Origin of the sequence: Modestobacter sp. VKM Ac-2983, from assembly GCF_026967885.1 — a bacterium.
Lineage (GTDB): Bacteria > Actinomycetota > Actinomycetes > Mycobacteriales > Geodermatophilaceae > Modestobacter.
This window is the reverse complement of record NZ_JAPVBK010000001.1, coordinates 844,856-857,779: the sequence shown is the minus strand read 5'-3', so window position 1 is coordinate 857,779 and position 12,924 is coordinate 844,856. Positions and strand designations below refer to the sequence as shown.

Sequence of the window (12,924 nt, the reverse complement as noted above, 5' to 3'; positions counted from 1 at the left end):
CAGATGACCCCTGACGAGCTCGCGCGTCTGCTGGCTTCCGGGCTCACGCCAGATGAGGTGGGCAGGCTCTACGACCGCAGCGGTTCGATGGTCCGGCTCGTCGCGCGGCGGTGGGGTCTGGACTGCCGCCGGCTCCGCGCGCGCTCGCTGGGACTCGCGGTGACGCACCCAGAGGTGGCTGCTCAGTTCGTCGACGTCGTCGATGGTGCGCCCTCGGGAAGCCGCCCGGTGGACCTGACGGCCGGAAGCGGCGCCCGCTGCCGGTGGCGGTGTCCGGACTGCTCAGGTGAGTGGGTGACATCGGTCGCCAACAGGACCACGCGCAGGTCTGGATGCCCGGCGTGCGCACGGCAGAGGGGCAGGCTGCTGGCCCGAGCGCGGACCGCCAGGACGCCGGCGCTGTCGGCTGCACGCCCAGATGCGGCCGCCGAGTTCGTGACCAACATCAGCCGGCCGGACCGCGACGCCAGCACCACCCCGAGCGGGTCCCATGACCGCGTGCGGTGGCGCTGCAGTCGAGGTCATCACTGGGAGGCGAGCACTCGCCAGCGTGTCAAGTACGCGACCCAGTGCCCCACCTGCCTGGCAGGTCTCTGGACCAGTCGACTCGAGTTCGAGGTCGCCGAACTCGTCAGCGTCGCGACCGGGTCCGCTGTCACCGTGGGTGCGCGACTCCCGCGTGCCGATCGCGCGTCGGACGAGCTCGTCGACCTGCTCATCGACGACGTCGATCTCCTCGTGGACCTCGACCCGCCCCGATGGCACTCCGGACCGGTGGCGATCACCCGCGACGCGAAGAAGCTCGAACGACTGGCTGGCAGGCCGTACGTGCGCATCCGACCGGCAGCTCTCGGCCGGCTCCCCACGACACGCGCCACTGAAGCGCAGCAGGTGTTGTTCGACGGTCCCGTGGACCAACCGGACACGTGGGCAACGGCCGTGGTCCGGACTCTCACGGGGTCCAGATCCCTCACGTTGGCGGACGAGCTGCCCGAAAGCGCACGCGTTGCTGCGTTGATCCGAGCAGATGCGCGCTGGCGGGTGTTGCGGGCTGGCCATCCCCGCCGGAGCCTGGCCAGCGAGCACCCAGACATCTCGTCGCAGTTCGTCCGCACCATCTCGCGGCCGGGCGCGACGCCGACCGACCTGGCACCCGCCGGAGATGATCGAGTCCTCTGGCAGTGCCCTGACTGCGGGCACCTCTGGGAGGCCAGAGTCGCCAACCGTACGGCGCTCGGAACCGGGTGCCCGCCCTGTTCCAGTCGGCGGGGAGCGATCCGTGCCGCCATGCCGCGAGCGGGACGCAGCTTCGCGGACGCGCACCCGGAACTGATCGCGTACTTCGTCAGCGACCAGACGAACCCGGGGCAGAGCCTGACCGACCTCAAGCCCAACAGCACCGACAGGTGCACGTGGACGTGTCGCTACTGCGGTGGACTCTGGGTGGCGACACCACATGACGTGCACCGTCGGCCTGCGCGTGGGTGTCGCCCCTGCGGCCATCGGCGGGGAGCGGAGAAGCGGCGCGCGCCCCGTCCCGAGACGACACCGTGACCGGTCCCTGCTCTCCACACCCCCAGCACGTCCAACCCGCCGCTCTGGCGGCGATCGGACCAGGCTCAGTCGGCCGGCACGAGGACGAACGCGGTCGCCGCACCCGTCGCGGCGAGCGCGCGGACGGTGTTCCACCTGCTCCAGCGGGCCGCGTTCTCCCGCCACGTCTCCGCTGCTCCCGGCGCGGCGGCGTCCAGCTGGGCCAGCGCGTCGTTGAGCGGCACGTTGGCCAGCACGGTCACCCCCACGACGCCGAACAGGTAGAGCGCGGCACCGGTGAGCACCGCGGGCCGGCGCGTCCCGGCCAGCTCGGCGCCGCCCAGCACCAGGCAGACCAGCGCGGTGCCGAACAGCAGCGTCATGAAGCCCGGGCGGATCGCGGCACGGTTCACCGATTGCATCGCCGTCGCCCCGGCAGCGCCGGGCAGGGCGGTCAGCGCCGGCAGCACCATCAGGCTGAAGACGGCGAAGGCGCCGGCGACCAGCCCCGACCCGATCGTCGCGACCACCAGCACGGGTGGGCGCTCCCCCATCACGCCCGGCTCCCGGCGAGCGCGCTGCGCCGCACCGCGTCGATGAGGTCGGTGGCCGGGCGGCCCAGTGCCTGCTGCACCCCGTCGGCGGGCGCGGCGTTGCGGCCGTCCAGGACCTCGGTGAACAGGTGGGCCATCAGCCCCACCACCTCCGGCGGCGCGCCCTCCTCCGTCAGGCCGGCGGTGAACTCCCCCAGCGGCACCGGGCGGAAGGCCACCGGTCGGCCCGTCGCCGCGGCGATCTCGGCCACGGCCGAACCGAAGCCGAGCGCCCGCGGGCCGGTCAGCTCGTAGGTCCGTCCGGCGTGCCCGTCCTCCAGCAGTGCGGTGACGGCCACCTCGGCGATGTCGTCGGCGTCCACGAACGGCTCGACCACGTCGTCCACGGGCAGCGCGAGTTCACCGGCGCGCACCGCACCGGCGAACTGGCCCTCGGTGAAGTTCTGCACGAACCAGCTGCACCGCACCACCGTCCACGCCAGCCCGGCGGCGGTGGCCGTCCGCTGCACCGCCTGCTCGGCCCGCTGCGCGGCGGGCTCCCCCCGCCCGGACAGCAGCACCACCCGGCCGACCCCGGCGCGGGCGGCCCGCTCGGTGAACGCGGTCAGGACGTCGTCCGACCCGGGGACGGCGAGGTCCGGCGCATACGCCAGGTACACCGCCGATGTCCCGGCCAGGGCGGCGTCCCAGGTGGTGGGGTCGGCCCAGTCGAGCCGGCAGGCGGCGCTCCGGGAGGCGACGCGGACGAGCACGTCCCGCGCACCAGTCGGTGGGCGATGCGGCTGCCGGTCATGCCGGTGCCGCCGGTCACGAGGATCAGCTGTTCGGTCATGACATCAGTACAGTGCCGGGGACCGAGACGATCCATGGCCAAGGGCCGCAGGAACATGTGCGAGCGTCTACGCTGCGCCGCATGGACGCCGTCTCCGGCCTGCTCGACGGTCCGCACGCCCGCGGGGCCTTCCTGCTGCGCTCGCTGCTCAGCCCGCCCTGGTCGATGCGGATCGCCGACGAGGCGCCGTTGACCCTGCTCGCCGTCCTGCGCGGCTCGGCGTGGGTGGTGCTCGCCGACGGCCGCACCGAGCGCATCGGCGCCGGCGACGTCGCCCTGGTCCGCGGCCCGCAGCACTACACGGTGGCCGACCAGCCGTCGACGCGCCCGCAGGTGACCGTCGGTCCCGGGCAGCGGTGCACCCCCGTCGGGCCGGGCACCGGGATGACCGAGCTGGGCACCCGGGCGTGGGGCAACGACGCCGCAGGAGGCACCGTCCTGCTCACCGGCACCTACGCCCGGCCGGGCGCGGTGGGTGAGCGGCTGGTGCAGGCGCTCCCGCCCCTGGTGGCCGTCCCCGCCGACGAGGGCACCGCCGCGGTGACCCGGCTGCTCGCCGCAGAGGTGGCCCGGGAGGCGCCGGGCCAGGAGGCCGTGCTCGACCGACTGCTGGACGTCGCCCTCGTCTCCGCGCTGCGGGTCTGGGCCGCCCGGCCGGCGGCTGGTGCCCCCGGCTGGTACGTCGCCGCCGGCGACCCGGTCGTCGGGCCGGCGCTGACCCTGATCCACGACCGCCCGGCGGAGCCGTGGACCGTCGCCTCGCTCGCCGACGCGGTCGGGGTCGCCCGGGCCACGCTGGCGCGCCGGTTCACCGAGCTGGTCGGCGAGCCACCGATGGGCTACCTGACCAGCTGGCGGATCGCGCTCGCCACCGACCTGCTGCGCGACCGCACGCTGACCCTCGCCCGCATCGCCCGCCGGGTGGGCTACGCCAGCCCCTTCGCGCTGAGCACCGCCTTCAAGCGGGCCACCGGGGTGAGCCCGGCGGCCCACCGCGCCACCCTCGCGGGCTAGCCGGCGAGGCGCTCCACGGCGGCGTCGATCCGCTCGTCGGTGGCGGTGAGCGCCATCCGCACGTGCCGGTTCCCGGCCGGTCCGTAGAAGCTGCCGGGGGCGGCCACGATGCCGAGTCCGGCGAGCCAGTCGATCGTCGCCCAGCAGTCCTCGTCCCGGGTCACCCAGAGGTACAGGCCGGCCGCGGAGTGGTCGATCCGGGCACCGGCGGCCCGCACGGCCGGAGCGAGCCGGTCGCGGCGGAACCGGTAGCGCTCCCGCTGGGCGTCCACGTGCTCGTCGTCGGCGAGCGCCGCGGCCATCGCCGCCTGCACCGGTGTCGGCACCAGCAGACCGAGGTGCCGCCGCACCTCCCACACCCGGCGGACGAGCACCGGGTCGCCGGACAGCAGCCCGGCGCGGTAGCCCGCCGCCGTCGACTGCTTGGACAGCGAGTGGACGGCCAGCAGCCCGGCGTGGTCCGGTCCGGCGACGTCGGGGTGCAGCAGGGACCGCGGCTGGACGGCCCCCCACCCCAGCTCGATGTAGCACTCGTCGGCGACGACGGGCACGCCGTGCGCCCGGCCCCAGCTCACCCACGCGCGCAGCTCGTCGTCGGTGAGCACCCGGCCGTGCGGGTTCCCCGGCGAGTTCAGCCAGACCAGGACAACATCGCCCGGGTCGGCCGGCGGGGTGTCGGTGCGCAGCACCTGCAGGCCCGCGACGACCGCCCCCACCTCGTAGGTCGGGTAGGCGACCTCGGGGATCAACACCGTCCCGGTGCCCGCCAGCCCCAACAGCGTCGGCAGCAGCGCGACGAGCTCCTTGGAGCCGACCGTCGGGATCACCGACGGGTCGGCGCCCAGGGGGTCGGCGACCTCGACGCCGAGCCGGCGGCTGAGCCAGCCGGCCGCGGCCAGCCGCACGTCCGCGGTGCCCAGCGCCGTCGGGTACCCGGGCGCGTTGCCGGCCGCGGCCAGCGCCTCTCCCAGCACGGGCGGGGTCGGGTCGACCGGCGTGCCGATCGACAGGTCGACCGCACCACCGGGGTGCTCAGCGGCGCGAGCGCGCGCAGGGCCCAGCGAGTCCCAGGGGAAGTCCGGCAGCCGGACCGTGCTCACTCGCCCTGGGGCGGGAGCGCGGCCACCAGCGGGTGGTCCTTGTGGATCTTGCCGGTCTTGGCTGCACCACCGGGGCTGCCCAGGTCGGAGAAGAACTCCACGTTGGCGTTGTAGAAGTCCTTCCACTTGTCCGGGACGTCGTCCTCGTAGTAGATGGCCTCCACCGGGCAGACCGGCTCGCAGGCACCGCAGTCCACGCACTCGTCGGGGTGGATGTAGAGCATCCGGTCGCCCTCGTAGATGCAGTCCACCGGACACTCGTCGATGCACGCCTTGTCGAGGACGTCGACACAGGCCTGGGTGATGACGTAGGTCACGGGGTTCCTCCGGGACGTGCGGGGCGGTGAGCTCCCTGGCGGGCCAGGGACTGCGGATCGATCTTCCCCAGTATCACCCGAAGCCCCCTCGCTCAGCGCGACGGGTGGGCCGCCGACACACCACCGGACCACGCCCCCCGATCGGGGGGTGACCTGCTGCACACGCTCAAGAGCCGGCCGGTGCCGCCGATGGAGCGGTGTGTCAGAGGTCCCGACGTCCGGTGCAGGTGCGCAGCCAGCCGAGCGCTCACCCTCGCCGTACGACGCGGTCGCCGCCCTGGAGCAGCTGATGCTCCGGCTGCAGCGCAGCTCCGGGGCCAGCCGGGTGGCGGTCTGGGTGCACGAGGCGAGCACCGGTGTCGCGTTCCCCTTCCGGCAGGTCCGGTCCGGCGAGCCGGTCGGTCAGGTGCCGGCCTCCGACCGCGTGCCGCTGTCCCTGGACCGCTCCCCGGTGATGTCCGCCGTGATCGGTGAGCGCCGCACCCTGAACATGCACCAGGACGACGCCCCGCAGTCCCTCGCCGACGAGGCGGGCCGGTACGGCGTCCGCTCGGCCCACGGCGAACCGCTCCTGGTGGGCGACGACGTCGTCGGTGCCCTCATCATCGAGCCGGCCGCCGCCGCCTCGGCGTCACAGCTCCGGCACGCCACCCCACGGCTGGCCCTGGCCCTGCAGGAGGCCTGGACGCGACGGTCGGCGCAGCGCCGGCTGGCCCAGTCCGACGTGCTGCTGGGGCTGATCGAGAGCGCCGCCCTCGCCCGGTCGATGGACCAGCTGCTCGGATCGGCGTGCGAGCAGCTGGCCGCGCTGGGCGAGGTGCACCGCGCCTGCGTGTTCCTGCTGGAGGACGGCGTCCTGGTGCCGCGGATGGCCAGCTACGCCGACGGCCGGCGCGACCCCGACTCGTGGACCCAGTTCCGCCAGGCACCGGAGCCGCTCCGGCTGGCCGACGAGGTGCTCCGCACCGGCCGGCCGTTGACCGCCGACCGGGACTCCGACCTGCTGACCGGCTGGTGGGTCGATGCGTTCGGCATCGCCTCCGGCCTGGCCGTGCCCCTGGGTCGCAGCCCGCAGCTGTCCGGCGTCCTGACCCTGGACAGCTCGTCGATCCAGCCCTTCCCGGAGGACGTCCGCCGGCTCGCCTCCGCCGCCGGGGCCCACCTGGGCGGGGTCATCGAACAGGCCCGCGCCACCGAGGCCCGTGCCGCATCGCTCAGCACGGCGCGCGCCGTCCGCCAGCTGCTCGTGGACGGGGCGTCGGTGACCGGGGTGGCCGCGGCCGGCGAGGTGCTGGCCAGCGTCGTCCGGGGGCTGACCGGCGCCGAGCGCAGCGCCGCCTTCCTGGTCGACGACGCCGGTCGGCTCGCCGAGGTCCGCCACGTCGGCTGGTCCGCGGAGAACATCGGCGTGATCCGCGAACGGCTGGTCGGCCGGGACGTCAGCGACGTCCGGCTGTGGCAGCTGACCGCCCGCGACCGACGCCCGGTCTTCGTCCCCGACGCCGTCGCCAGCGACCTGCTGGACGCCGACCTGGTGCGCGCACTGAACCTCACCGCCTACCTCACCGTGCCGCTGCTGTCCGGTGACCGGCTGCTCGGCATGGTCGTCACCGGCTCCTCCAGCGGGGCCGCCGAGTGGTCACCGGCGCTGCGCCAGGCGGTCCAGCAGGTGGTGCTCGAGGGCGCCCTGGTCGTGCAGAACGCCGAGCTGCGAGCGGTGGAGCAGCTGCGCGTCCAGCAGCTGGCCCGCGAGGCGCACAACGACCCGCTCACCGGGCTGGCCAACCGGCGGCGGTTCACCGAGGAACTGGAGCGGACCGTCTACGCGACGCCGGCCCGGTCCTGCGCGGTGCTGATGATCGACCTGGACCGCTTCAAGGAGGTCAACGACAGTTTCGGGCACAGCGTGGGCGACGAGCTGCTGCGCCTGGTCGGCCCCCGGCTCCAGCAGCCGCTGGCGCCGACGGACCTGCTGGCCCGGATGGGTGGTGACGAGTTCGCCGTCCTGCTGCCCGACGCCGACACGGCCCGGGCGCAGGAGGTGGCCGACCGGATCGGCGCGGCCCTGCGCGAGGCGTTCGTGCTCGACGGCATGTCGCTGCACGTCGACGCCAGCGTGGGGATCGCCGTGTGCCCCGACCACGGCCGGGACCGCTCGCTGCTGCTCGCCCGGGCCGACACCGCGATGTACTCGGCCAAGCGGGCCCGGGACGGCGCCCAGGTCTGGACCCCGGACGGCGAGGCGGACCCCCGTGACCGGCTGCAGACCCTGGAGGAGCTGCGCGGCGCCCTGGACTCCGACCAGCTCGTCCCCCACTACCAGCCGCAGCTGGACCTGCACACCGGCCGGGTGTCCGGCGTGGAGGCGCTGGTGCGGTGGGCGCACCCCGAGCGCGGCCTGCTCGCCCCGGACGCCTTCCTCGGCCTCGCCGAGCAGGCCGGCCTGATGCGCCGGCTGGCGCTGCGGGTGCTGGAGCGCTCGCTCCGCGACCTGCAGGGCTGGCGCGCCGCCGGCCACGACCTGTCGGTCGCGGTGAACCTGTCGGTGTCCAACCTCGCCGACGTCGCCCTGCCCGACCAGGTCGCGATGCTCCTGGAGGCGACCGGTGTGCCCGCCTCGGCGCTCACCCTGGAGATCACCGAGGACGTGTTGATGGCCGATGCGGCGCGCAGCTCCCAGGTGCTCGCCGGGCTACGGGCTCTCGGCGTCCGGCTCTCCATCGACGACTACGGCACCGGCTACTCGTCGCTGACGTACCTGCGCGCGCTGCCGGTGCACGAGCTCAAGCTGGACCGCAGCTTCGTCGGCCAGCTCACCTCCGACGTCCGGGCCGCGGCCATCGTGCGCAGCACGCTGCAGCTGGGCCGGGACCTCGGGATGACGATCGTGGTGGAGGGCGTCGAGGACGCCGCCGCGCTGGCGACCCTGCGGGAGTGGCGCTGCGACGTCGCCCAGGGCTACCACGTGGCCCGGCCGATGCCGGCCGAGCACTTCCTCGACTGGCTCGCCCAGCAGCTGCCGACCCCGGCGACGCCGCTGTCCGGCTGAGACCGCAGGATCGACCCATGGGACAGAGGCGCTCACCCCTGGGGGTACCGGAGCTGGAACTGCTCGCTGCACGTGGCTGGCAGGCCCTGGAGGAGGAACGGCTGGGCGACTGGCTGCTGCGCGCCGGCGGCGGTTTCACCGGACGGGCCAACTCCGCCCTGGTCGCCGGCGACCCCGGGGTGCCACTGCCCGAGGCGGTCGCCGCCGTCTCCCGGTGGTACGACGACCGGGGGCTCCGCCCGGCCGCCCAGCTGCCCGGCGTCCAGTCCCGGCGCGCCGACGCCGCCTTCGACGCGGCCGGCTGGACCCGGGACGAGGACGTGCTGGTGCTGACCGCACCGGTCGCCCGGCCGGCCGAGCCGGCGGTTCGGGTCGACCTCTCCCCCACGCCGGACGACGCCTGGCTGGCCGGGTACCGGCACCGCGGCGCACCGCTGCCGCCGGTCGCCCGCCAGGTGCTGACCTCCGCCACCGACGTCGTCTTCGCGTCCGTGCGGCTGGACCCGGAGCCGGCACCCCTGGCCGCGGTCGGCCGGGGTGCGCTGACCGACGGCTGGCTGGGCGTCACCGCGGTGACCGTCGCCGAGGAGCACCGGCGCCGCGGGCTGGCGACCGCCGTGATGGCGGCGCTGGGCCGCTGGGCGGCCGAGGGGGGCGCGCACTCCACCTACCTGCAGGTCACCGCGGGGAACGCCGCAGCCCGGGCGCTCTACCGGCAGGCGGGGTTCATCGAGCACCACCGCTACCACTACCGGCACCGGCCGGCCTGACCGGCGGGGCGCCCAGCGCACGGCCGACGGCGAACGCCGCGGCGACCACCCCGACCAGCAGGAACCCGAGGGTGATCGCCTCGGTGACGGCGTTGCCGCCGGGCAGCAGCAGGTCGCCCTCCGGACGGCGCATCGCGCCGGCCAGCGCGATGACCAGCCACACCACGGCCGGGAGGACGGCCACCAGCCGGGAGCCGGACAGCCGGCGGGCCGCATCGACCAGCAGCAGGTTGCCGACCACGGCCACGAGCAGGGAGATCGGCACCGGCACCCCGCCGACCCGCCAGGGCAACCAGAACACCTCGACCAGTGCGAGCCAGGCCGACACGACCACCGCCACGACCGACCAGCCCAGCAGCCGGAGCAGCCTCACCCCGGCAGCCCGGCGAACAAGTCGTCCTCCCAGCCCTGCGGGCCCACCCCGGCCGGGCCCCGCTCCCCGCGAACCAGCCGGTAGTGCTCGGTCGCCAGGACCTCCTGGCCCAGGTTGTTCGACAGCGCGAAGAACGGGCCGTCCACGGTCATCTGGGTCGGGTGGGCACGCATCGCCGCCTCCTTCGCCCCGGCGTGGGCGCGGGCGTCGACCTCGGTCGTGACGACGTCGTCGGCGACCGCGAACGGCACCTCGTCCAGGTCGCCCAGCGAGGCGAAGGGGGACTCCTGCCCCAGGGCGGCCATCGCATCGATCCCCCGCTGCACCACCGAGCGGGGCACGGCGTTCCAGTAGACCTTCCCGACCTGCCAGGCCGGTCCGAGGTCGGCCCGGTAGCCGGGGTCGGCGGCCGCCTCGACGGCGCCCATCGCGACCCGGTGCGCCTGGATGTGGTCCGGGTGGCCGTAGCCGCCGTCCTCGTCGTAGGTGACCAGGACCTGCGGGCGCACCTCGCGGACGACGGCGACCGCGTGCGCGACCGCCTCGTCCAGGTCGGCCTGCCAGAAGGCGCGCCGGTGGTCGTTCGCCGCCGTCCCCATCATCCCGGAGTCCCGGTAGCGGCCCGCCCCGCCGAGGAACCGCCAGTCGGTGACGCCGAGCGCCGACATGGCCGCAGCCAGCTCACCGATCCGGTACCCACCGAGCTGGTCGGCCTGGTCGGCGGCGAGCTGGGCGAGCTCGGGCACCAGCACCTCGCCCTCCTCCCCCAGGGTGCAGGTGAGCAGGGTGACCTGCACCCCCTCCGCGACGTACCGGGCCATCGTGGCCCCGTTGTTGATCGTCTCGTCGTCGGGATGGGCGTGCACGAAGAGGACGCGGCGCGCGGCAGTCACAGGACCCATCTTCCTGGAGTGAGGAAAGCGGCCATCGCGCACCCACCACGCCCGGAGGACGAAACGGCTCAGCGCCAGTGGGGACGGCACCTGGCCGCGGTGCGATCCGCCAGGATCGCCGACATCACAGCACCGACCTGGCCTCCGCGTAGTGGCAGGCGTTGAGGTGGCCGGCGCCGCGGTCCTCGAGCTTCGGGTCGACGGTCAGGCACAGCTCGCGCTGGCCGTCGGTCAGCTCGTTGGCGAACTTCTGGCAGCGGGTCCGGAACCGGCAGCCCGAGGGCGGGTTGGCCGGGCTCGGCACGTCGCCGCTGATGATGATCCGCTGGCGGGCGCGCTCGCGGCGCGGGTCGGGCAGCGGGATCGCCGACAGCAGGGCCTGCGTGTAGGGGTGCGCCGGCCGGCTGAACAGCTCTTCCTGGTCGGCGATCTCGATGATCCGCCCCAGGTACATGACCGCCACCCGGTCGGAGATGTGCCGGACCACCGAGAGGTCGTGGGCGATGAACAGGTAGCTCAGCCCGAGGTCGTTCTTCAGGTCCTCGAGCAGGTTGATGACGCCGGCCTGGATCGAGACGTCCAGCGCCGACACCGGCTCGTCGAGGACCAGCACCTTGGGCTGCAGGGCGAGCGCCCGGGCGATGCCGATGCGCTGCCGCTGCCCGCCGGAGAACTCGGCCGGGTAGCGGTTGGTGTGCTCGGGGTTCAGCCCGACGGTCTCCACCAGCTCCCGCACCCGCGAGCGCAGTTCGGTCTCGTCCTCGGTGAGCCCGTGGATGACCATCGGCTCGGCGACGATGTCGAACACGGGCAGCCGCGGGTTCAGCGAGGCGTAGGGGTCCTGGAAGATCAGCTGGATGTCCCGGCGCAGCGGGCGCATCTGCTTGCGGTTGAGCCCGACGAGCTCCCGCCCCTCGAAGACCACCGAACCGGCGGTGGCCGGCTGGAGGTTGAGGATGGCGCGCCCGGTCGTGGACTTGCCGCACCCGGACTCACCCACGAGCCCGAGCACCTCACCGGGGTAGAGGTCCAGGTCGATGCCGTCGACGGCACGCACGGCTCCGACGGTCCGCTTGACCAGGCCGCCGCCCTTGATCGGGAAGTGCTTCTCCAGGCCGCGCACCGAGAGGATCGGTTCACCCCGGTCGGGTGTGCCGCCGGCAGGCCGCTGGGTGGTGGGGGCGGTCATGCCCGGTCTCCGTTCGTGGGGCGTGGCGGGGAGCTCACGACGCTCTGGGTGCCGGCGTCACCGAGCCCGGCCCGGGGCGAGGTCTGGTCGCCGGGCGGGACGGCGGGACCGTCGCCGTCCAGGTCGTCCTGGGCCAGGGCGATCCCGGCCGGGGTGCGGTCCGCCGCCAGGGCCGTGTCGTCGGCGGACTCGCTGAAGATGTCGGCGGCCCGTCCGTGCGCGGCGGCGACCTGCTCGGTGCGGATGCACGCGGCCGTGTGACCGGGCCCGACCTGGAACCGCTCGGGCTCCGCCTCGTCGCACGCGGCGATGTGCAGCGGGCAGCGCGGGGCGAAGGGGCAGCCGGGCGGCATGTTGACCACCGAGGGCGGCGAGCCCTTGATCGGGGTGAGCCGTTCGCGGCTGGTGGAGTCCAGCCGGGGCAGCGAGCCCAGCAGCCCGAGCGTGTACGGCATCCGGGGCTCGTAGTAGATGTCCTCGACGCTGCCGATCTCCACCGGCCGGCCGGCGTACATGACCAGGACGCGGTCGGCGATCCCGGCGACGACGCCCAGGTCGTGGGTGATCATGACCATCGCGGCGCCGGTCTCCTGGAGCGCGGTCTGCAGCACCTCCAGGATCTGCGCCTGCACGGTGACGTCCAGGGCCGTCGTCGGCTCGTCGGCGATGATCACCTCCGGCTGGTTCGCCATCGCGATCGCGATGACCACCCGCTGGCGCATGCCGCCGGAGAACTCGTGCGGGTAGGCGTCCACGCGGTCGGTGGCGTTCGGGATCCCGACCAGCTCCAGGAGCTCGACGGCGCGCGCCCCGGCGGCCTTCGACGACAGCTGCCTGTCGTGGATGCGCAGGGTCTCCTCGATCTGCGCCCCGACCTTGTAGACCGGGTCCAGCGACGTCATCGGGTCCTGGAAGATCATCGAGACGCCCTTGCCGCGGACCCGCGACATGCTCCGGTCGCTCTGCCCCAGCAGCTCCTGGCCGCGGTACTTGATCGATCCGGTGACCCGCGCCGAGCCGGGCAGCAGGCCCATCACCGCCAGCGACGTCACCGACTTCCCGGAGCCGGACTCGCCGACGATGCCCAGCACCTCACCGGAGCGCAGGCTGTAGTCGACCCCGCGGACGGCGTGGACCAGGCCGTCCTCGGTGGGGAACCGGACGTTGAGGTCGGTGACCTCCAGCAGCGGCGCGCTCGGGTCGAAGCCGGGGAGGCTGGTGGTCCGGCCCTGGGTCATGGCCCCCGTGGAGGTGGCACCGGACGTGGCGGGGCCCGTGGTCCCGATGGTGGACATGGAGC

General features: G+C 74.3%; 12 protein-coding genes. 4 read left to right on the top strand and 8 right to left on the bottom strand.

Going from position 1 to position 12,924, the window contains the following annotated elements:
• Positions 1-3: 3 nt before the first annotated feature.
• Positions 4-1,554: a zinc-ribbon domain-containing protein gene (locus O2W18_RS04025; protein WP_269186274.1), complete on the top strand. Its 1,551-nt coding sequence runs from the start codon at positions 4-6 to the stop codon at positions 1,552-1,554.
• A 65-nt stretch (positions 1,555-1,619) separates the two neighbouring features.
• Here the strand turns inward: O2W18_RS04025 and O2W18_RS04020 are convergent, their stop codons facing one another.
• Both O2W18_RS04020 and O2W18_RS04015 read right to left on the bottom strand, forming a co-directional pair.
• Positions 1,620-2,069 (bottom strand): anthrone oxygenase family protein, encoded by a 450-nt coding sequence (locus O2W18_RS04020; protein WP_269186273.1) that lies wholly within the window; start codon positions 2,067-2,069, stop codon positions 1,620-1,622.
• Between the two features lie 17 nt (positions 2,070-2,086).
• Positions 2,087-2,839 (bottom strand): NAD(P)H-binding protein, encoded by a 753-nt coding sequence (locus O2W18_RS04015; RefSeq protein WP_269186272.1) that lies wholly within the window; start codon positions 2,837-2,839, stop codon positions 2,087-2,089.
• A 161-nt stretch (positions 2,840-3,000) separates the two neighbouring features.
• Here O2W18_RS04015 and O2W18_RS04010 point away from each other — a divergent pair, with 161 nt between their 5' ends.
• Positions 3,001-3,933 (top strand): AraC family transcriptional regulator, encoded by a 933-nt coding sequence (locus O2W18_RS04010; RefSeq protein ID WP_269186271.1) that lies wholly within the window; start codon positions 3,001-3,003, stop codon positions 3,931-3,933.
• Here the strand turns inward: O2W18_RS04010 and dapC are convergent.
• Entirely contained in the window at positions 3,930-5,033 is a 1,104-nt protein-coding gene (dapC, locus tag O2W18_RS04005; protein ID WP_269186270.1) for a succinyldiaminopimelate transaminase, read from the bottom strand. The genes O2W18_RS04010 and dapC overlap by 4 nt on opposite strands.
• Positions 5,030-5,350 carry a ferredoxin gene (fdxA, locus tag O2W18_RS04000; protein WP_269173910.1) on the bottom strand — a complete coding sequence of 107 codons (321 nt, stop codon included), beginning with the start codon at positions 5,348-5,350 and terminating at the stop codon, positions 5,030-5,032. The genes dapC and fdxA overlap by 4 nt, the downstream gene beginning before the upstream one ends.
• Before the next feature lie 199 nt (positions 5,351-5,549).
• Here fdxA and O2W18_RS03995 point away from each other — a divergent pair, with 199 nt between their 5' ends.
• On the top strand, positions 5,550-8,399 hold the full coding sequence (locus O2W18_RS03995) for a bifunctional diguanylate cyclase/phosphodiesterase (RefSeq protein ID WP_269186269.1): 2,850 nt from the start codon (positions 5,550-5,552) through the stop codon (positions 8,397-8,399).
• Between the two features lie 17 nt (positions 8,400-8,416).
• A complete protein-coding gene (locus tag O2W18_RS03990; protein WP_269186268.1) occupies positions 8,417-9,169 on the top strand; it encodes a GNAT family N-acetyltransferase in 753 nt (250 codons plus the stop codon).
• On the opposite strand, the gene O2W18_RS03985 is transcribed toward O2W18_RS03990, so the two are convergent.
• The 4 genes from O2W18_RS03985 to O2W18_RS03970 form a co-directional block, all read right to left on the bottom strand.
• Entirely contained in the window at positions 9,126-9,542 is a 417-nt protein-coding gene (locus tag O2W18_RS03985) for a hypothetical protein (RefSeq protein WP_269186267.1), read from the bottom strand. The two genes, O2W18_RS03990 and O2W18_RS03985, sit on opposite strands and share 44 nt — an antisense overlap.
• Entirely contained in the window at positions 9,539-10,444 is a 906-nt protein-coding gene (mshB, locus tag O2W18_RS03980; protein WP_269186266.1) for an N-acetyl-1-D-myo-inositol-2-amino-2-deoxy-alpha-D-glucopyranoside deacetylase, read from the bottom strand. Before mshB ends, O2W18_RS03985 begins: the two co-directional genes overlap by 4 nt.
• 115 nt (positions 10,445-10,559) lie before the next feature.
• On the bottom strand, positions 10,560-11,624 hold the full coding sequence (locus O2W18_RS03975; protein WP_269186265.1) for an ABC transporter ATP-binding protein: 1,065 nt from the start codon (positions 11,622-11,624) through the stop codon (positions 10,560-10,562).
• The gene (locus O2W18_RS03970) at positions 11,621-12,919 is read right to left on the bottom strand and encodes an ABC transporter ATP-binding protein (protein WP_269186264.1); all 1,299 of its coding nucleotides are present in this window, start codon (positions 12,917-12,919) and stop codon (positions 11,621-11,623) included. The genes O2W18_RS03975 and O2W18_RS03970 overlap by 4 nt, the downstream gene beginning before the upstream one ends.
• Positions 12,920-12,924 lie beyond the last annotated feature (5 nt).